The sequence below is a fragment of the Ewingella allii genome (assembly GCF_044430645.1).
Taxonomy (GTDB): Bacteria; Pseudomonadota; Gammaproteobacteria; order Enterobacterales; family Enterobacteriaceae; genus Ewingella; species Ewingella allii.
The window spans coordinates 1,157,746-1,176,485 of record NZ_JAWUDN010000001.1 but is presented as its reverse complement, the minus strand read 5'-3'; the positions used below and the strand labels follow the sequence as shown (position 1 = coordinate 1,176,485).

The window sequence follows — 18,740 nt, the reverse complement described above, 5'->3', positions numbered from 1 at the left end:
ATTAAACCGGCACGTGAACATGCTTTTTGATGTTTTTCAGCCAGGTGATCATGGTGAAAGTCATGATAACCAGCAGCGCCCAGGAGCTCCATTTACCCAGATGCACGCCGGACCAGCTGCTGAGCTGATTAGGGTAGCGCCAGATAGTGAAGAAGGTGCTGATGTTCTCCGCCAGCCAGATGAAGAAGCCAATCAGAATAAATGCCAAAATCAGCGGCATGCGGCGTGGGGTATCGTAGGGAGTGAACACCACATAGCTGCGGGCGTAAAGCCCCAGTACCAGCGCGGTGATGTACCAGCGGAAATCGCCAATGTAGTGATGGGTGAAGAAGTTCACGTAAATCAGCAGCGAGCAGATGGCGGCCAGCGTATAGGGCGGGTAGTTGCGCACTTTAACGTCCAGCAGCCGCCAGCACTGAATCATATAACTGCCCACCGCCGCGTACATGAAGCCGGAAAACAGCGGCACGCCGAACAGCTTGGTGTAGGCGAAATCCGGGTAGCTCCACGAGCGAATGCCCGACGAGGTTTTAAAAACTTCCAGCGCAAAACCGACCACGTGAAACAGCATGATGGCTTTAAACTCATCCAACGTTTCAAGCTTGCTGGTCAGCATCCACACCTGAATAAACAGCGCGACCAGCAGCAAAACGTCATAGCGCGGGACATGGAATATGCCGCCGCGCGGCACCAAAAACACCGCCAAAAAGAACAGTCCGACGAAGATACAGGCGCGCGCCTCTTTCACCCCGAAGAAAACAAATTCGGTTAAAAAGCGGCGAACTCCGCGAATTGGCTGCTTTTCGCGGGGTTGAGTCAGAAATAAATCCAGTCGTTGTAAAGGGCCCATGGTCGTCCTTGAATAAAATCCCCATTGCAGGAAAGCCGCTAAATTTACTTCATCACGCGCAGTTGCGCACGCTCATTATAGAAACGGCGGTAGGCGAGGTAACCCGCGATGATGGTGGAGACGCTGGCGGTGCCAAGCAGCATAAAGGTGACCATTATCTGGTACTTAATGGCTTTTACCGGATCGATACCGGCGAAAATCATCCCGGACATCATGCCCGGCAGGCTGACGATGCCGACGGTCTTGGCGGCATCGACGGTGGGGATCATCGCGGCGCGAATGCTGTCGCGAATAATCGAGCCGGACGCCAGCTTGGTGGATGCGCCGAGGCTGAGCATCTCGAGGATTTTTTGCTGGTTATCCATAAAGCGCTGGTTGAGATTGCTGTAACACAGCCCGACCGCCACCATGGCGTTGCCCGCAATCATGCCGGAGACGGGGATCACCTGCATCGGCAGGAATTCAATCGAGCGGCTGAGGATCAGGATCACCAGCGTCAGCGCGGTGCTGGCGGTAATAGCGATAAAGGAAATCGCAAAGCCGTTATCAATATTCCGGCTACGCTTTTTGGCGTTAAAGGCGGCGTTAAAGCAGATGAACAGCACCATCAGCAGGGTCAGCCAGCCGTCATTGAGGTCGAAAATGTATTTGAGCACATAGCCGACCGCCACCAGTTGCACGATAGCTCGCGCGACGCTCCAGATGATGTCCTTTTCTAGTCCCAGCTTCTCGCGTTTACTGACCAGCAGGGCGACGATGACCAGAATGAGGGCCAGCGCCAGTGATTCGTTAGTGATGTTATGCTGGCTCATGGTCGATGCTCTCGGCGGCGCGGTGGCTTAGGGTGATAACGTTTTTGGCGTGGCGGATCTCATTGCTGTCGTGGCTGACCCAGAGTACGGCGAGGTTCTCCTGCTCGACCAAATCGGCGATGATCTGATTGACGTTGTGCTTATTCTCTTCGTCGAGGGCGCTGGTAATTTCATCCAGCAGCAGGATATCGGGCATAAATTGCAGATTGCGCAGCAATGAGACGCGCTGCTTCTCGCCGCCAGACAGCTCTTGGGCTTTCTTATCCAGTATATCCGTCGGCAAATTGACGCGCTCCAGCCACTGTTTCACTTTGGCTTCATCCATCTTCTGGCCACGAATTTGATAAGGCAGCGCCAGATTGTCGCGCACGGTATCGCCAAACAGCGAAGGGGTCTGGAAGCAATAGGAGACCTGCTGGCGATATTTTTCCGTTTTTAAGCCGGTAATATCGTCGCCTTTGAACTTGATGGTCCCGCCGGTCTGGGTTTGCAGCGCAGCAATGATCTTCAGTAGCGTGCTTTTGCCACTGCCCGAAGGCCCGGTCAGCAGCGTGAATTCACCCGGATTTAGGGTAAATGAAACGGGTTCCAGCAGGGGGCGTTGATTGAGGGTAAAGCTGACTTCCTGAAGGTCTAAAAGGGGCGCAGACTGCGGCATGGCGTCTTCCTTGGTGGTCCATTGAATGCGCGCATAATACCACTCAGTTTGTGTCAGGTAACAAACTGAGTTGCTTCAAATCGTTTACAAAAGCCTTGGCAGTCGATGGACGGGCTGCATCACAGCCCTTTGGGGATTTCCCGATAGAAACCTATACCAATCAGCCTGCCAAACAGGAAGGGCACAAACTTACGGCTGCGCAACCAAAGCTCCATACGGCCCGGTGGTTTGCTGCGTTTCTTCTGGCCCGCTTTGCTGATCATGATTTGCAAAGACTGGGTTGCCCAAGTAGGAAAGGCGCGACGGCGCTGGACGCGCTGTAAGTGCTTCAACTCCAGCCTGCCTTTGAGCAGCGGGGCGCTGATGATATTGGCAGTCGCCACGGCGTCCTGAATCGCCAGATTCACTCCGACGCCGCCAATCGGCGACATAGCGTGGGCGGCGTCGCCAATGCACAAGATGCCCGGCTTGGCCCACTCTTTCAGGCGGTCGATACGGATTTTCAGCAACTTGACCTGATCCCAGTCGGTAATGTCGTTCTGCAGGCGGCCCAGTTCGAAAGGCGAAACCTCGGCGATAAGCTCGATAAAGGGCTGCAAACCTTTCTCACGCAGCGCGTCGAGGCTGTCTTTGGCGATGGAGTAGCCACACTGCCAGTAGTCACCACGGTCAATCATGATGAAATTCTTCTTCGGCCCGCGATGGCCCATCGACCACTGCGGGTCATCCGCCAGCTTGTGGATTTTCAGCCACAGCACGTCACGCGGCGCGCCAAAACGGCGGATTTCCATCCCAGCCTGTTCGCGCACAATGGAATTACGCCCGTCACAGCCAACCACCAGCTTCGACTCAATCCGCCGCGTTTCGCCATTAATGACTGCGTTAACGCCTTTCACCACGCCATTCTCTTCAATCAGGCCCTTCACCTCGACGTTGTGCAGCAAGGTGAAGTTCGGCAGCATCGCGGCCTTGCTGCTAATGAAATTGAGGAAATCCCACTGCGGCATAAAGGCGATGAATTTGCACCGGGTCGGCAAGTGGCTGAAGTCCGCCAGCGTGGTCTCTTTGCCGTCGATTTCGCCATACAGCTTCTCAGCGCGTTGATGAGGCAATTGCAAGAATTCGTCGAGAAAGCCTAATCGCCAGATAATTTCCAGCGTTGAGGGGTGAATAGTGTCACCACGGAAATCCCGCAGGAAATCGGCATGTTTCTCCAATACGGTAACGGTAATACCTTGGCGGGCAAGCAGATAACCCAGCATCAAACCCGCAGGGCCGCCGCCAACGATGCAACATGAAGCGGAAGAGTGTTCAGAATTAAAGCTCATGGAACCTGTCCGGCAGAAAATGATTTACATGATAATAATTATCATTTGAAGGGGTGGCGGTCAATCTTTTGACCGCTTTTAAATTCAACTTCAAGGTTGAAATCGTGGGCTCGCCGCCCACACTGCTAAAACCTTGCGTTGCCACGCAAACTGGCCCAGAAGGCGCGTAAGCGCGCGCCCTCTGGACTCACGCGCTTTTTGTTGCTGGAAGATCGAGGCTGCGCAGGGTTGGAATGGACGTGTTTCAGCGACCTTTGTGATCGCCGCGAAATGCCGCCGCTTAGGCGGTCCCCTCGCTGCGGGATTACAACCCGCGTAAAAAGACACGCGGTTTTCCACCTCTTGCTCGGCGTCACTTCTGAACGCGGCCCATGGGCATCTACACCGAACCGTTTCATTCCAATTCAAAAAACAATCCTGAAACTACTGAAACGGCACGGTTGAAATGCCTCAAAACCGCAGTCAGAAATGACGCCGAGGGAGTGGTTCGAGACCCAAGGCTCGAAGCCCGAACTGAGGGAACCGCCTAAGCGACGGCATTTCGCGGTGTGAACGGAAGTGACTGAAACACGTCCATCCAACTAGCGGAGCGCGCAGTGAAAGAGCCTGGGGGTCCAGGGGGCGGTGGCGATATGCCGCCCCCTGGTCGGTGTGGGCCGACGCCCACGACCTTGACCTTAAATTTGAAATAAAAAAAGGCCGGTCAGCTTTCCCTGACCAGCCCTTCTAACATCGCGCCAGCGAAACCCTAAACGGCTGGTTTGGCGATCACGTTGCGGTTTTCCATGCGGACTTCGGCGATTTGCACGTCGATGATATCGCTCTGACGGTAGGCGACTTCGCCCTTGATCAGTACGGTGCCGGTGTCGGCGCTGCATACCAGCTCGTCGCGCACGCTGTGCAGGAACGGAGCAGGGATGAAGGCGACGGCGCCGATGTCTTGCAGGCGAACGCGCAGGCCACCGCGGGTGACGTCGATGATTTCGGCGCTGAACTTGGTGTCAGTACCGACTTTATCTTCTAAGTAACGCGCGTACAGCCAATCACCGACATCACGCTCGGCCATGCGGTTGGCGCGGCGGCGCTCCGCCAGTTGCACGGTCATCTCGTCTTGGGGCTTCTCAGCGGCCTGCTTGGTGATCATCGCCTTCAACAGGCGGTGGTTGACCATATCGCCGTATTTACGGATTGGCGAAGTCCAGGTGGCGTAGGCTTCCAGACCCAGACCAAAGTGCGGGCCAGGGACGGTGCTGATTTCGGCGAAAGTCTGGAAACGACGAATGCGGCTGTCGAGGAACTGCGTTGGCATCGCATCAAGTTTACGACGCAGTGCGCAGAAACCCGGCAAGGTCAGCAGTTCTTCAGCATTAGCTTCAACATCATTGGCTTGCAACACGGTGATGGCGTTCTCAACCAGCAGCGGGTCAAAGCCGGTGTGCACGTTATAAACGCCGAAACCAAGAGTGTCGCGCAAGGCGATGGCGGCACAAACGTTCGCCGCGATCATCGATTCTTCAACGATGCGGTTAGCAATGCGGCGATGCTCGGCGACGATTTCCAGCACGTTGCCTTTCTCGCCCAGAATGAAGCGGAAGTCAGGGCGGTCTTTGAACACCAGCGCGTTGGCGGTACGCCACGCGCTGCGCACGTCACAGACGCGTTTCAGCAGGCGAATCTGGTCAGCAATCACATCACTTTGTGGCTGCCATGCGCTTTTCTCTTCCTGCTCAATCCAGTCGGAAACATCGTCATAGGCCAGTTTGGCTTTTGACTCGATGGTTGCCGCGAAGAAGCGAATGTCGCTACCCAGCGCGCCGTCGGCGGCGAGGGTGACGCTACATGCCAGCACCGGGCGCTGAACGTCCGGCCACAGCGAGCACAGGTCGTCAGACAGTTCGCGCGGCAGCATCGGGATGTTGAAGCCCGGCAGGTAGTTGGTGAATGCGCGTTTTTTGGCGATGTTGTCCAGCTCGGTGCCTTCGGCCACGTAAGCTGTTGGATCGGCAATCGCGATATTCAGTTGCAGGGTGCCGTCGCCGTTGTCTTTAACATACAGCGCGTCATCCATGTCCTGCGTGCTGCCACTGTCGATAGTGACAAACGGCAGGGCGGTCAGGTCTTCGCGAGTCAGACCTTGATCAAGGATTTCTGCAATTTCAGATTTAGGGGCTTCGCGTTCCAGATTATGGCGCGCCAGCGTGACCCACCAAGGGGCCAGATCGTCATCACCGGTGGTGATCCACTCGGTTAATTCGGCCTGAAAACCACGATCGCCTTCTTTCAGCGGGTGGCGGCGCATTTCTGCTACACACCAGTCGCCGTCATTGACTTCGTGATTGATGTTGCGCGCGGTGCGGCACTGGATGGCGTCACGCAGCAAAGGATGGTCCGGCACGATAGACAGGCGGTCATCTTTCTTGGATACGCGGCCAACAAAGCGGGTGAGGAAAGGCTCAACCAGCGTTTCGGGCTGAACCACTTCGCGGTCCTTCTCGGTCTGTAAAGAGGCAATCACGCGGTCGCCGTGCATGACTTTTTTCATGTACGGAGGCGGAATGAAGTAACTTTTTTGACCGTCTACTTCAAGAAAGCCAAAGCCTTTCTCAGTTCCTTTAACGATGCCTTCAAGGCGGGGAGTCTGAGAGTGAAGTTGCTGTTTTAGCTGCGCGAGCAGCGGGTTATCTTGAAACATATCGTCCAGAGAGTGGGGTTAAAGTGGCTCGATTAGCGGCAGACAGTTTTACGCGAAATGACCGCGTGCGGCAAGCAATAACCCCCTCTTTCACGACATAACCTTGTCGCGAAAGAGGGAATGCAGACTTGAAGATTAGGCGATGCGTTGCAGATCGACTTTCTGCTCGCAGCGGCGGATAGCCACCGGGATCGCTTTAGAGGTAGGGGTGTGAGTTTGGTCACCGAAGCTGGACATTGGCACCAGCGGGTTGGTTTCCGGGTAGTAGGCCGCCAGATTGCCGCGCGGGATGTCGTAGCTCACCAGTTTGAAGCCGGTCACTTTGCGCTCGACGCCGTCCGTCCACAGGGTTTCGATTTCCACCAGTTCGCCATCCTTCATACCTAATGCCGCTAAGTCGTCAGGGTGGATGAACAGCACTTCGCGCTGGCCGTAAACGCCACGGTAACGGTCATCAAGCCCGTAAATGGTGGTGTTGTACTGGTCGTGGGAGCGCAGGGTTTGCAGCGTAAACGGCGCATCCTGATTGCCCTGCGGGATCAGCTGTTCAGGCAGGCTTGCCGCGCTGAAGTTGGCTTTGCCGGTAGGCGTGTTGAATTTCAGCTCGGCCGCTGCGTTACCCAAGTAGAAGCCGCCTTTAATGTCGCAACGGGCGTTAAAATCGGTAAAGCTTGGGATAGTGGCTTCGATATGGTCGCGGATCAGGTTGTAATCGTCCGCCAGCGCCATCCAGTCGAGGTATTTGTCGCCCAGCACGGCGTTAGCAATGCCGCAGACAATCGCCGTCTCGGAACGTTGCTCTGGAGATAACGGGATACCGACACCTTCGGAGGCGTGAACCATGCTGAAGGAGTCTTCAACGGTAATAAACTGTGAACCCGTGGCCTGCATATCCAGCTCGGTACGGCCAAGGGTAGGCAGGATCAAGGCTTCGCGGCCCGGGGTTAAGTGGCTGCGGTTCAGCTTGGTGCTGATTTGCACTGACAGGTCGAGATTGCTCAGCGCCTTCTCGGTACGCAGGGTGTCCGGTGCCGCCGCCGCTAAGTTACCGCCGAGGCAGATAAGCACTTTGGCGTCACCCTTCAACATGGCTTCCAACGCTTCAACCGTGTTGTGGCCCGGGTTGCGCGGCGGGGTGAATTTGAAGTGGGCTTCCATGGCGTCGAGCAGGGCTTTTGGCGCTTTTTCGTCGATACCCATGGTGCGGTTGCCCTGCACGTTACTGTGACCACGAACCGGACACAGGCCCGCGCCCGGCTTGCCGAGTTGGCCAAACAGCAGTTGCAGGTTGGTGATTTCACGCACGGTAGCCACGGAGTGTTTGTGCTGGGTGATACCCATCGCCCAAGTACAAATCACGCGCTCGGCCTGCACGTAGATAGACGCCGCTTCGCGAATTTCTTCTTCGGAAAGGCCAGACTGCTCGACGATTTTCTCCCAAGAGGTAGCATCCACCACCGCCAGATACTCATCCACGCCCGCGGTGTTCTGGGCGATAAAGTCTGCGTCGAAAATGGTGCTCAGGCCGTTGGACACGCGGTCGCGGTCGGCTTCCAGCAGGGCTTTAACAATGCCGCGAACCGCCGCCATGTCGCCGCCAAGGTTTGGTTGATAGTAGGCGGAGCTGATGCGTCCAGACTTGGTGGTCACCACTTCCAGCGGTTTTTGTGGGTCAGCAAAACGCTCAAGACCGCGCTCGCGCAGGGTGTTGAAACTGACTACTTTCGCGCCGCGATCGGCGGCGTGGCGCAGGCTGTGCAGCATGCGCGGGTGGTTAGTGCCGGGGTTCTGACCGAAGACGAAAATGGCATCGGCCTTTTCGAAGTCGTCGAGACGAATGGTGCCTTTACCCACCCCGATACTCTGCTTCAGGCCGACGCCGCTGGCTTCGTGGCACATATTGGAGCAGTCAGGGAAGTTGTTGGTGCCGAACATGCGGCCAAACACTTGATACAGATAAGAAGCTTCGTTGCTGGCGCGGCCAGAGGTGTAGAAATCAGCCTGATCCGGGCTTTCCAGACCTTTTAAATGGCTGGCGATCAGCGAGAAGGCGTCGTCCCAGCTAATAGGCTCATAGTGGTCAGTGGTGCGGTTGTAGCGCAGCGGCTGAGTCAAACGGCCCTGATACTCAAGGAAATAGTCGCTCTGTTCGCGCAGTTTGCTCACGCTGTGCTGAGCAAAGAACTCAGGCTCCAAGGCCTTACGCGTGGCTTCCCAGCTGACGGCTTTGGCGCCGTTTTCACAGAAGCTGAAGGTGCTGTGGTTGTCGTCGCCCCAGGCACAGCCCGGGCAGTCGAAGCCGCGACCCTTGTTCACGCGCATCAGGTTGCGCAGGTTAGAAAGGACTTTTTTGCTGTCGAAGACGTAACGGGTGGTGGCTTCTAATGATCCCCAACCACCGGCAGCACCGGTATAAGGTTTGATCTCAGTTTTGAATTTCATATTTTCGCTTCGCAGGTGTCATTCGAAAAGCCGAATGTGATAAGTGACATGCAATCGGCGGCGCTGAATTGTTAAACCGATTGTTAATTTTATGTCACAAGTTTAGGACTGAAGAGGGGATTTCGTCTAATCGAATGGCGCAATCGTGAGATAGAGCGCGTTTATCGCGGGAAATATCAACAAATTGTAACTAAGCCGTTTCATTATGAAACGCTTAGAAAAATAAACAGGGTTTAGTCGTGCGTCTTTATAGTGCACCCTATGCGCCAATCCGTTTTCTCCTGCAAATTTCGCTGTTTTAGCCTTTATGGAACAAGGTTTGGGGAGTATTGAATCTATTTTAGCCACATGCCGAGCTAAATGCGGCCTGTGGCGTTTGGCGTTATAAAGGAACAAGCCGTGAAACGTAGCGTATTGAGTGTATTAACTGGCGTATTAATGTTATCAGCAGGCGCGGCGAAAGCCGTTGCGCCATTGGATTTCCCGGTGGCTCCGCCAAGTATTGACGCAGAATCCTTTGTATTGATGGATTACGGCAGTGGTGACGTGCTGGCGGCGGGCAACCCGGACGAGCGCCGTAACCCGGCCAGCCTGACCAAACTGATGACCGGTTATGTTATCGACCGCGCGCTGGATAAACACAAAATCACCATGGATGACGTGGTCACCGTGCCGCAAGAAGCCTGGGTGGCAGGTAACAAAAGTCTGGCCGGTTCTTCCCTGATGTTCCTCAAGCCGGGCGACCGCGTCACCGTGCGCGACCTGATCCGCGGCATTATCGTGACCTCCGGTAACGACGCCTGTGTGGCGATGGCCGACTACGTGGCCGGCAGCCAGGACGCGTTCGTTGGCATGATGAACCAATACGTCACCTCTATGGGGCTGACCAACAGCCACTTTGAAACTGTTCACGGCCTTGACGCGCCGGGCCAGTACACCACCTCTTATGACTTAGCCAAGCTTTCTCGCGCCATTATTGGCGGAGAACCTGAGGAATATCATATGTATAGCGAAAAATCGCTGACCTATGACAACATCACTCAGCAGAACCGTAACGGCCTACTGTGGGACAAAAACCTGCAAGTTGATGGCCTGAAAACCGGCCACACCGAAAGCGCTGGCTTCAACATTATTGCTTCTGCGACCGAGGGCAACCGCCGCCTGATCGCCGTGGTCATGGGCGGTAAAAGCTCGAAAGGGCGCGAAGAGCAGGCGCGCAAGCTGCTGACCTGGGGCTTCCGCGAATACACCAGCAAGCAGATTTTCAAAGCGGGACAAACCGTTTCGACAGAGAAAGTTTGGTTCGGCGACCATCAGGACGTCAAAGTCGGCTCGCTGGATGACGTGTTCATCAGCGTGCCGCAGTCCGACGCCGACAAGCTGAAAGCCCAATATGTGCTGACCAATCCGCAGATCGACGCGCCGCTGAAAAAAGGCCAAGAGCTGGGCAGCATCAACATTGTTGATAACGGCAAAACCATTAAAACCATTCCGCTGGTGGCACTGGAAGATGTCGCTAAAGGCGGGATGTTTAGCCGTTTAGTGGATTATGTGAAGTTAAAGATCTAGTTCAGCGCACGGGGCTGAATGACGTGGGGGAGGCGCGAAAACGCCTCCCTTTTTTTTAGGTTCAGAAGGTTAGCTGAGAGATTTACTCTCTAACCAAACGACTTGAGACTTGTAACATGCCGCCGTGGCTGGCACTGCCGGTGAATTGCAACGCTGAGTGTCCGGCAAGATTATCGAAAAGTCTGACCCCCTCTGCGAGCAGAACCGGGATATATGTCAGGGTCATTTCATCCACCAATGACGCCGTTAAAGCCTGCTGAATCATATTCCCGCCATCAATATAAACGTCTTTGCCATTCGCCAGAGTTTTAGCTTGGCCAATCAACGCATGGATATCACCAGACACCGCCTTGATGGTCGGAGAAGCAGGGCGGGTAATAGCCCGCGAGGTGGCGACCAGTACCGGAACATCGCCGTAAACCCACTGGCCCATGGCCTCCAGAACATCATAAGTGTTGCGGCCCATCAGCATGCATCCCACTTGTTCCATAAATGGATCAAATTGCAGGAAGTTGGCGTCGTCAGCTAAATCCCCCGCGCGGGAGTGATCTTTGTTCAACCACGCTAAGTCGTGGTTTGGCCCAGCGATATAGCCGTCCAGCGAGCTGGCCATATACACTCTTACTTTGGTAGGCATCTGATTAGCCATCTTTTCCTCCTTAAATGTTGCGGCTAAGAATAATCCGCTTTTACAAAATGTCACACTTTTTTGTGCAGCCACTATTCACCACCGTTATCTATAACAATGGTCCCTTCACGACTTTCATCCGCCGCGCCGTTATACTCTCTACCATTACTCCTATCTATCACGCGGCTTCTTTACGACCCTATGGACATCAAGCAACTCATTTACCTCTGCAATCTTGAACGCGAGCGGCACTTTGGCCGTGCGGCAGAGGCCAGTTTTGTCAGCCAGCCGACGCTTTCTATGCGATTGAAAAATCTTGAGAAAGAACTAGATCTCAACTTGATCAATCGCGGTAATAATTTCGAAGGTTTTACGGCGGAAGGCCTGCGGGTGCTGAGCTGGGCGCGTGAGATTGTTGCGGTGTATGAAGGGCTCAAGCTGGAAGTGGAGTCGCTAAAGCAGGGGCTGAGCGGTACCTTGCGCATTGGCGTGATGCCGCAGTGCAGCATCTCTCTGGCGCGATTGATAAAGGCGGTGAATGATACCCATCCGGGGCTGGATTATCGCGTGGCGGAAGTCAGCGCCGATCAGCTGATCGAAGCCCTGAGCAGTCACGCGGTGGACGTCGGCATCGGCTTTTTTGAATTTTCCACCCTCAATGAGCTGCGTTTCCAACTGGCGCCGATTGACGATGGCGGCGTCGACGTGGTGTATCACCCCGACCACTTCCCGCAGTTGCAGAATGCGACGTTATTGACCGCCGAGCAGGCTGCCCAGCTGCCTCTGTGCCTGTCGGAGCCGAGCCGCTATTTCCGCCGCTATCTGGATAATCACTTCCGTCAGGCCGGTCTGGTGCTGCACCCGACGCTTGAAAGCACCTCGATTTTCCAACTGATGCAGGGCGTTTTTGTCGGGCTGGGCTGCGCGCTGGTTCCCCGTGGTCATTTGATTGATGAGATGCATCCGGCGCTGAAACGCTGCCCGTTGGATATTGCGCCAATGAGTCGCCACGCTGCGCTGGTGGTAGCTGAAGCAGGGCGCGCCACGCCGCTGGCCCAGCACTTCTTCAACGCCGCCGCGCTATGGATAGCACAACAGCCTAATCCTCAACCCTGAAGCTTTTCGTTCTGTAACATTACGAGACGTTTTCCTATTGATGAAATGAATGTTTAAGACCAAGCTTTACGGGCTTATTTTGCATAAAAGCGGCAATCAAAGCCCGTAAGAGAAATTAATGGAGTTACACATGAAAGCATTAAAAACAGTGTTGTTAGCCATCGCGGCAAGTGGTGTGTTAGTTGCCGGCGGTGCGCAGGCAAATAATCTGTTGAGTTCATTGCAGGACGCAGCCAATCAGCAATTAAACGGCAGTAACGGTGCCACGGCGGGCAACGGGGCGAATTCAGGGGCTTCTTTGATGTCGCTGCTCAACGGCGGTGATAGCGCGCTGACCTCGAAAAGCGCCACCAACGTTGCGGGCGTTTTGCAGTATTGCGTGAAGAATAACGTGTTGTCGCAAGCCAGCACCGAGAATGTGAAAGACAAGCTGTTAAGCAAGCTGGGCATTGAAAGTGCCGCAGGCGCGCAGAGCCAGGATTACCAAAACGGCCTCGGCGGCTTACTGCAAACCGGCAAAGGGCAGAACGTTGACCTCAACAATCTGGGGAACGGCCTGTCGCAGGTGAAAGAGAAAGTGAAACAAAAAGCCTGTGATGTGGTGTTGAAGCAGGCGAAATCCTTTATTTGATTTTTGGGTGTGCGACCCAATTCCGCTAAGGTCTTGGGCGGCTGCCCAAACCCGCTTTTAAAATCTTTAAATTCCAATTCAAATTCCAATTCAAATTCAAATTCAAATTCAAGGTCGTGGGCACCGGCCCACACCGGCAAGGGGGCGGCCAGTCGCCGCCGCCCCCTTGACCCCCGGGCTTTTTTAACTGCGCGCTCCGCTCGTTAGGCGGACTTGTTTCAGGTACTTCCGTTATCCACCGCAAAATGTCGCCGCTTAGGCGGTGCCTTCGCTTCAGGCTTCGAGCCTTTGGTCTCGAACCGTTCGCTCAGCGCCATTTTTGACTGCGGTTTTGAGGCATTTATACCGTGCCGTTTCAGTGGGTTTTGTCTTAGATTTGGGTTTTGCTCCTCCCCCTGATAAGGGGGCTGGGAGGGGGTATTGCAGAAAACTCAGTGACTTATGTGAGGAATGCCTCACGCCAACTCTCCCCTAAATAGGGGAGGGAGCACACCAAAGCACACTGAAAAGGCACGGTGGAGAAGCCAGTAAGTCGCATTCAGAAGTGACGCCGAAGGAGTGGTTCGAGACCTATGGCTCGAAGCCCGAACTGAGGGAACCGCCTAAGCGGCGGCACTTCGCGACGATCTCCGTGGTTCCTGAAACACGTCCATCCCAACCCTGCGCAGCCTCGATCTTGCAGCAGAAAAAAACGCAGGGTTCCAAGGGAGGCGCGTTTACGCCTCCCTTGGTCGGTGTGGGCCGACGCCCACGACCTTGAACTTGAACTTGAACTTGAACTTAAAAAGTTTCCTCAGCTTTCTAAAAGCTGAAAAAGCTTATTCAACCTTTTCTTTAAACTCGCATAAGTCCTCAATCACACAGGACCCGCACCGTGGTTTACGTGCGATACAGGTATAGCGCCCGTGCAAGATAAACCAATGGTGGCAATCGAGTTTGAACTCGGCGGGGACCACTTTCAGCAGCTTATCTTCGACATTCTCGACGGTCTTGCCGGGGGCGAAATTGGTGCGATTACAGACGCGGTAAATATGGGTGTCGACGGCGATGGTCGGCCAGCCAAAGGCGGTGTTGAGCACCACGTTGGCGGTTTTACGTCCGACGCCGGGCAGGGCTTCTAAGGCTTCGCGGTTTTCGGGGACTTCGCCGCCGTGCTTTTCCAGCAACAGGCGGCAGGTCTTGATCACGTTCTCAGCCTTGGAATTAAACAGGCCGATGGTTTTGATGTACTCCTTCACGCCGTCCACGCCCAGTTCCAGAATTGCGGCAGGGGTGTTGGCAATCGGATACAGCTTGGCGGTGGCTTTATTAACGCTCACGTCAGTGGCCTGCGCCGAAAGCAGAACCGCAATCAGCAGCTCGAATGGCGTGGTGTACACCAGCTCGGTGGTCGGGTGCGGGTTATTCTCCCGCAGCCGGCTGAGAATACTGATGCGCTTCTCTTTATTCATGACGCGTTACCCGCGCTGCCTTTCGGCAAGGTCGACTGCTGGGATGCTTGTGATTTGGCGGCCTGACGCGCTTTTTGGCGTTGGTCAATCAGGTACTTACCGGCTAACAGCAGGCCCAAACCAATAAACGCGCCCGGCGGAAGCATGGCGAGCAGGAATGGGTTATCGAGGTGGATCACTTCGACGCGCAGCACCTTGGCCCAGCTGCCGAGCAGCAAATCTGCGCCGTTAAACAGCACGCCGCTGCCGAGAATTTCACGGATCGAACCTAGTACGAACATCGCGGCGGTGGCACCCAAGCCGGTCATCATGCCGTCGAGGGCGGCCAGATGCACCGGGCTACTGGCGGCGCAGGCTTCGGCGCGGCCCACCACAATACAGTTGGTGACGATCAGCGGGATGAAGATCCCCAGCGCCATATACAGGCCGAAAGCGTAGGCGTTGATTAGCATCTGCACGGTACTGACCACTGAGGCGATGATCAGCACGTAAATCGGAATACGGATCTCATTCGGCACCCAGCGGCGGAAAGCCGAGATCATGGCGTTGGTGCAGGTCAGTACCAGTGTGGTTGCCAGACCCAAACCCAGCGCGTTAGTCGCCGTGGAGGTCACCGCCAGCAGCGGGCAGAGGCCCAGCAGCTGTACCAGCGAGGAGTTATTGGTCCACAGACCCTGAACAATTATCTTCTTGGCTTCACTCATCACGGGCTCCACAAGGGGTGAGGTTTGAAAGCTGAGACGGTACCGTCTCGATAAACAGTGCCGTGCGTTTTACTGAACGCACCACGGCGCGCGGGGTAATGGTCGCACCAGTAAATTGGTCGTACATGCCGCCATCTTTCTTGACTGCCCAACGCGGGTCGTCAGGGCCATTAATCACCTGATTAGCAAAGCTTTTGATCCAGTCAGAGATGCGAACTTCGATTTTGTCGCCGAGACCGGGAGTTTCATGGTGCTCAAGAACCCTCGAGCCATAAACTTTGCCATGAAAATCAGCGGCAACCAACAGTTGGATCGCGCCGGAATAGCCGTCAGGGGCAGTGGTTTCAATCGCTGCTGCTACCGGTTTGCCATCCATGCGCGCCAAATACAGGCGGTGCGGGGTAGCAGTACCCAGTGACTCATCCGTGACGTTGTAACATTCGTTCTGCATGTCATTGTTATAGACACTGGAAGGGATCACTTCGTCAAACAAGCTTTTTTGCTGTAACAGCGCCTGATGGGCAATGGTTGGCTTAGTAAGCAAGTTAACCATCGCGGTCATGCCGGTCATCAGCGCGCCAAACACCGCCAGCGTGACACCGTGGCGGCGCATGGTTTGAAGCATTTTACCTTTTTCCATACTGTCCTCAGCGATGCCCGTAAACGCGCGGTTGGGTGTAGTGGTCAATCAGCGGCACGGTGATGTTGGCCAGCAAGACGGCGAAGGCGATACCGTCCGGATAACCGCCGTAGGTGCGAATAAGCCACACCAGCAGGCCAATCAGCGCGCCAAAGATCAGGCGGCCTTTCGGCGTGGTAGAAGCCGTCACTGGGTCAGTGGCGATAAAGAACGCGCCCAGCATGGTGGCCCCGGAGAACAGGCCAATCAGCGGCGAGGGGTGAGCCTCTGGTGAGAGTCCCCAGGCAACGCTGGCGCAGAAGGTCAGCATGGCCAGCATGCTCAGCGGGATGTGCCAGCTAATGATTTTGCGCCACATCAGGAACAGGCCGCCTACCAGAAAACCGAAATTGATCCACTGCCAGCCCAGACCTGCCAGAAGGCCACCAAACAGCGGCTCGGCCAATACCTGATCGGTGCTGTGGCCGGAGCGCAGTCCGGTTTTAAAGGCGTCCAGCGGCGTCGCCTGAGTAATGCCGTCGACGTTCATCTGCAATTGATAAGCCGTCAGCCCCTGACTGTTATGGCCGCCAAAGATGGTCAGCAGCGTGTCGGTAAAGCCCACAGGGTGATGCTGCAAAGCGTCCGGCGGCATCCAGGTTGTCATCTGCACCGGGAAAGAGATCAGCAGTACCACATAGCCGACCATCGCCGGGTTGAAGGGGTTTTGGCCGAGGCCGCCGTACAGCTGTTTGGCGATCACAATGGCGAAAATCGTGCCGATCACCACCATCCACCACGGGCCGAGCGGCGGCAGGCTGACGCCTAGCAGCACGGCGGTGAGCAGCGCGGTGTTATCTCCCAAACGTTTTTTGACCGGCATTTTGCGCAGTTGCAGCACCGCGCCTTCGGTCAGCAGGGCAATCACAATAGCCAGTGCCAGCTGGACCAGCGTGCCGTAACCAAAGAACCAGACCTGCGCCAGCAGGCCGGGAATACAAGCCAACACCACCATCAGCATGATGGCGCTGGTGCTTTGCCGGTTATGGGTGAAAGGAGAACTCGCGATTCTAAAAGCCATTTATTCCTCGTTCGACATAGTCTGAGCAGCCGCTTTACGCGCCTTAACTCGAGCGATCGCAGCAGCCACGGCGGCTTTGCGTGGATCGCTTTCTTGTTGTGTTGGTTCTGATGCAGCCTGTTCAGACGCGTCTTCCTGCGCGGCGGCCTTCTTGGCTTTGGCGCGGGCAATGGCGGCGGCGACGGCCGCTTTACGCTTGTCCTCTACCGACGGTTCAGTCGGTGACGGTGTCACGGAAAGCGTGCTGTCAGTGGCTTCAACCACCACGCCGCTGTTACCGGCTTTCTTAGCTTTCACGCGGGCGATAGCGGCAGCCACCGCGGCTTTGCGCGCGGCGTCGTCATCGCTGCTGACCGGAGCAGAAGGCGTGGTGACGGTTTCGGAGGCCACAGGCGTTTCCTGCGTGGCAGCCGCTTTTTTAGCTTTGGCGCGGGCCACGGCAGCAGCGACGGCGGCCTTGCGGGCATCATCGTTGTCGGTTTTTTCGGCGGCTGGAGCAGCAGGAGCAGCTTCTGGTGCTGCAACTTCAGCGCCTTCGGCCGCGGCCTTTTTAGCTTTAGCACGAGCAATCGCCGCGGCCAGAGCCGCCTGACGCGGATCGGCTTCCGCCGCTTTCTCTTGAGATGCAGCAGGGACAGGAGCCTCGGCGGCTTTCTCTGCCGTGGCTTTGTCAGCGACTGGGGTATCCAGCTTCACGGCGGCTTTTTGATGTTTCTCTTCGCGCGCCAGCTTCTCGCGCTCCATGCGCGCCTGTTTGGCTTCGAAGCGCGCCTTGGCTTCGGTGGCTTTGGCGGTTTCTAAATCGACGGCGCGGATCTCGGCTTTTTCCTGGCGGTAGTACTGCACCAGAGGAATATTGCTTGGGCAGACATAGGCGCAGGCGCCGCATTCGATGCAGTCGAACAGGTTATGGTTGCGCGCTTTTTCATGCTCCTGCCCCCGGCTGAACCAGTAAAGCTGCTGCGGCAGCAGGCCCGCCGGACAGGCGTCGGCACACAGACTACAGCGGATACAGGCTTCTTCCGGCTCGGGCTGGCCTATTTCGCTTTCAGAAGGTGCCAGCAGGCAGTTGGAGATTTTCACTACCGGCACGTCGAGAGATGGCAGGGTGAAGCCCATCAGCGGACCGCCCATAATCACCATCTTCTGTGGACTTTGGGGGCGCAGCGCGCCTTCAACCATCAGGTGAGAAATTGGCATGCCGATACGCGCCCAGACGTTGCCCGGCTTTTCCATCGCTTCGCCGGTCAGCGTCACCACGCGCTCAATCAACGGCTCGCCGTCGATAATGGCGCGCTTGATGGCGAACACGGTGCCGACGTTCTGCATCAGCACGCCGATATGCGAGGAGTGATGGCCTTTCGGTACTTCGAGTCCGGTCAAAATCTTGGTGAGCTGCTTGGCACCGCCGGAAGGGTATTTGGTCGGCACTACGCGCAGCTCGAACTTCACGCCGTCAGCCTGCTCGGCCTTAATTGCCTGTTTCAAGGCGCTAATGGCTTCGGGCTTATTGTCTTCAATGCCAATCAGCACGCGCTCTGGCTTAAGCATGTGGCAGAGAATGCGCGTGCCTTGGAGGATCTCAGCCGCGTGTTCTTGCATCAGCCGGTCATCGGCGGTGATGTAAGGCTCGCACTCGGCGGCATTGAGGATCAGCGTGCGGGTAGAGGTCAGTCCGCCCTGAAGCTTACTGGCAGTAGGGAAGCCCGCGCCGCCTAGCCCGGCTATACCGGCCTGATGGATACGCGCATTCAGCTCGGCTGCGTCCAATTGGCGATAATTAGTGACAACGTCACGCTCGCACCAACGGTCTTCTCCGTCGGCAGAAATCAGGATGCACAGCTCTTTCAGGCCCGACGGATGGGCGGTGATGTGTGGCTCGATGGCGGTAATAACGCCGGAGGTCGGGGCGTGAACCGGCACGGTGCGGCCGCGACCGGTGGTCAGCGGCTGGCCTTTTAATACCCGATCACCGGATTTCACGCACAGCTCGCCCTCAGGGCCGAGGTGCTGTTGCAGAGGAATAATATAGCGCTCGGACAGCGGCACGCGGCGCAGGGGCACGTGGCTCGACTGGGTCTTCATTTCTGGCGGATGGATGCCGCCGTCGAAGTCCCACAGTTTGTCTTTCTTGAGCGCAGAAAACAGATTAAACATGG

The 18,740-nt window shown here is 55.9% G+C and carries 15 protein-coding genes; 3 read left to right on the top strand and 12 right to left on the bottom strand.

Going from position 1 to position 18,740, the window contains the following annotated elements:
* Position 1 precedes the first annotated feature (1 nt).
* From SBO83_RS05610 to SBO83_RS05585, 6 genes are all read right to left on the bottom strand, one after another.
* A complete protein-coding gene (locus SBO83_RS05610; RefSeq protein WP_396130742.1) occupies positions 2 to 850 on the bottom strand; it encodes a DUF817 domain-containing protein in 849 nt (282 codons plus the stop codon).
* Positions 851 to 894: 44 nt separating this feature from the next.
* The gene (gene fetB / locus SBO83_RS05605) at positions 895 to 1,662 is read right to left on the bottom strand and encodes an iron efflux ABC transporter permease subunit FetB (RefSeq protein WP_396130741.1); all 768 of its coding nucleotides are present in this window, start codon (positions 1,660 to 1,662) and stop codon (positions 895 to 897) included.
* Positions 1,649 to 2,320, bottom strand: coding sequence for an iron efflux ABC transporter ATP-binding subunit FetA (gene fetA / locus SBO83_RS05600; RefSeq protein WP_396130740.1), 672 nt, complete (start codon positions 2,318 to 2,320; stop codon positions 1,649 to 1,651). Before fetA ends, fetB begins: the two co-directional genes overlap by 14 nt.
* 119 nt (positions 2,321 to 2,439) lie before the next feature.
* Positions 2,440 to 3,648 carry an FAD-dependent oxidoreductase gene (locus SBO83_RS05595; protein ID WP_396130739.1) on the bottom strand — a complete coding sequence of 403 codons (1,209 nt, stop codon included), beginning with the start codon at positions 3,646 to 3,648 and terminating at the stop codon, positions 2,440 to 2,442.
* Between the two features lie 748 nt (positions 3,649 to 4,396).
* Positions 4,397 to 6,340 carry an exoribonuclease II gene (locus SBO83_RS05590; RefSeq protein WP_396130738.1) on the bottom strand — a complete coding sequence of 648 codons (1,944 nt, stop codon included), beginning with the start codon at positions 6,338 to 6,340 and terminating at the stop codon, positions 4,397 to 4,399.
* A gap of 135 nt (positions 6,341 to 6,475) precedes the next feature.
* The gene (locus SBO83_RS05585) at positions 6,476 to 8,782 is read right to left on the bottom strand and encodes an FdhF/YdeP family oxidoreductase (protein ID WP_353501990.1); all 2,307 of its coding nucleotides are present in this window, start codon (positions 8,780 to 8,782) and stop codon (positions 6,476 to 6,478) included.
* Positions 8,783 to 9,181: 399 nt separating this feature from the next.
* Between SBO83_RS05585 and dacD the strand changes: the two genes are divergently transcribed.
* Positions 9,182 to 10,351, top strand: coding sequence for a serine-type D-Ala-D-Ala carboxypeptidase DacD (gene dacD / locus SBO83_RS05580; protein ID WP_353501991.1), 1,170 nt, complete (start codon positions 9,182 to 9,184; stop codon positions 10,349 to 10,351).
* Positions 10,352 to 10,433: 82 nt separating this feature from the next.
* Here the strand turns inward: dacD and SBO83_RS05575 are convergent, their stop codons facing one another.
* Positions 10,434 to 11,000 carry a dihydrofolate reductase family protein gene (locus tag SBO83_RS05575; protein ID WP_396130737.1) on the bottom strand — a complete coding sequence of 189 codons (567 nt, stop codon included), beginning with the start codon at positions 10,998 to 11,000 and terminating at the stop codon, positions 10,434 to 10,436.
* A gap of 180 nt (positions 11,001 to 11,180) precedes the next feature.
* Here SBO83_RS05575 and SBO83_RS05570 point away from each other — a divergent pair, with 180 nt between their 5' ends.
* Positions 11,181 to 12,095 (top strand): LysR substrate-binding domain-containing protein, encoded by a 915-nt coding sequence (locus SBO83_RS05570; RefSeq protein WP_396130736.1) that lies wholly within the window; start codon positions 11,181 to 11,183, stop codon positions 12,093 to 12,095.
* Positions 12,096 to 12,225: 130 nt separating this feature from the next.
* Positions 12,226 to 12,726: a DUF2501 domain-containing protein gene (locus tag SBO83_RS05565; protein WP_353501994.1), complete on the top strand. Its 501-nt coding sequence runs from the start codon at positions 12,226 to 12,228 to the stop codon at positions 12,724 to 12,726.
* Between the two features lie 818 nt (positions 12,727 to 13,544).
* Here the strand turns inward: SBO83_RS05565 and nth are convergent.
* Genes nth through rsxC form a run of 5 tightly spaced genes read right to left on the bottom strand, consistent with a single transcriptional unit; the run spans position 13,545 to position 18,738 of the window.
* Positions 13,545 to 14,177: an endonuclease III gene (nth, locus tag SBO83_RS05560; protein ID WP_353501995.1), complete on the bottom strand. Its 633-nt coding sequence runs from the start codon at positions 14,175 to 14,177 to the stop codon at positions 13,545 to 13,547.
* Positions 14,174 to 14,881 (bottom strand): electron transport complex subunit RsxE, encoded by a 708-nt coding sequence (locus SBO83_RS05555; protein ID WP_396130735.1) that lies wholly within the window; start codon positions 14,879 to 14,881, stop codon positions 14,174 to 14,176. Before SBO83_RS05555 ends, nth begins: the two co-directional genes overlap by 4 nt.
* Positions 14,874 to 15,506 carry an electron transport complex subunit RsxG gene (rsxG, locus tag SBO83_RS05550; protein WP_353503963.1) on the bottom strand — a complete coding sequence of 211 codons (633 nt, stop codon included), beginning with the start codon at positions 15,504 to 15,506 and terminating at the stop codon, positions 14,874 to 14,876. Before rsxG ends, SBO83_RS05555 begins: the two co-directional genes overlap by 8 nt.
* A 22-nt stretch (positions 15,507 to 15,528) precedes the next feature.
* On the bottom strand, positions 15,529 to 16,581 hold the full coding sequence (gene rsxD, locus SBO83_RS05545) for an electron transport complex subunit RsxD (RefSeq protein WP_396130734.1): 1,053 nt from the start codon (positions 16,579 to 16,581) through the stop codon (positions 15,529 to 15,531).
* Entirely contained in the window at positions 16,582 to 18,738 is a 2,157-nt protein-coding gene (rsxC, locus tag SBO83_RS05540; protein ID WP_396130733.1) for an electron transport complex subunit RsxC, read from the bottom strand.
* Positions 18,739 to 18,740 lie beyond the last annotated feature (2 nt).

Bases quoted from the DNA above. Each gene is read 5' to 3' on its own strand.
- nth (WP_353501995.1), bottom strand. From the start codon at position 14,177: ATGAATAAAGAGAAGCGCATCAGTATTCTCAGCCGGCTGCGGGAGAAT.
- SBO83_RS05555 (WP_396130735.1), bottom strand. From the start codon at position 14,881: ATGAGTGAAGCCAAGAAGATAATTGTTCAGGGTCTGTGGACCAATAAC.
- SBO83_RS05595 (WP_396130739.1), bottom strand. From the start codon at position 3,648: ATGAGCTTTAATTCTGAACACTCTTCCGCTTCATGTTGCATCGTTGGC.
- SBO83_RS05570 (WP_396130736.1), top strand. From the start codon at position 11,181: ATGGACATCAAGCAACTCATTTACCTCTGCAATCTTGAACGCGAGCGG.
- rsxC (WP_396130733.1), bottom strand. From the start codon at position 18,738: ATGTTTAATCTGTTTTCTGCGCTCAAGAAAGACAAACTGTGGGACTTC.
- rsxG (WP_353503963.1), bottom strand. From the start codon at position 15,506: ATGCTTCAAACCATGCGCCGCCACGGTGTCACGCTGGCGGTGTTTGGC.
- SBO83_RS05585 (WP_353501990.1), bottom strand. From the start codon at position 8,782: ATGAAATTCAAAACTGAGATCAAACCTTATACCGGTGCTGCCGGTGGT.
- rsxD (WP_396130734.1), bottom strand. From the start codon at position 16,581: ATGGCTTTTAGAATCGCGAGTTCTCCTTTCACCCATAACCGGCAAAGC.
- fetB (WP_396130741.1), bottom strand. From the start codon at position 1,662: ATGAGCCAGCATAACATCACTAACGAATCACTGGCGCTGGCCCTCATT.
- fetA (WP_396130740.1), bottom strand. From the start codon at position 2,320: ATGCCGCAGTCTGCGCCCCTTTTAGACCTTCAGGAAGTCAGCTTTACC.
- SBO83_RS05590 (WP_396130738.1), bottom strand. From the start codon at position 6,340: ATGTTTCAAGATAACCCGCTGCTCGCGCAGCTAAAACAGCAACTTCAC.
- SBO83_RS05575 (WP_396130737.1), bottom strand. From the start codon at position 11,000: ATGGCTAATCAGATGCCTACCAAAGTAAGAGTGTATATGGCCAGCTCG.
- SBO83_RS05610 (WP_396130742.1), bottom strand. From the start codon at position 850: ATGGGCCCTTTACAACGACTGGATTTATTTCTGACTCAACCCCGCGAA.
- SBO83_RS05565 (WP_353501994.1), top strand. From the start codon at position 12,226: ATGAAAGCATTAAAAACAGTGTTGTTAGCCATCGCGGCAAGTGGTGTG.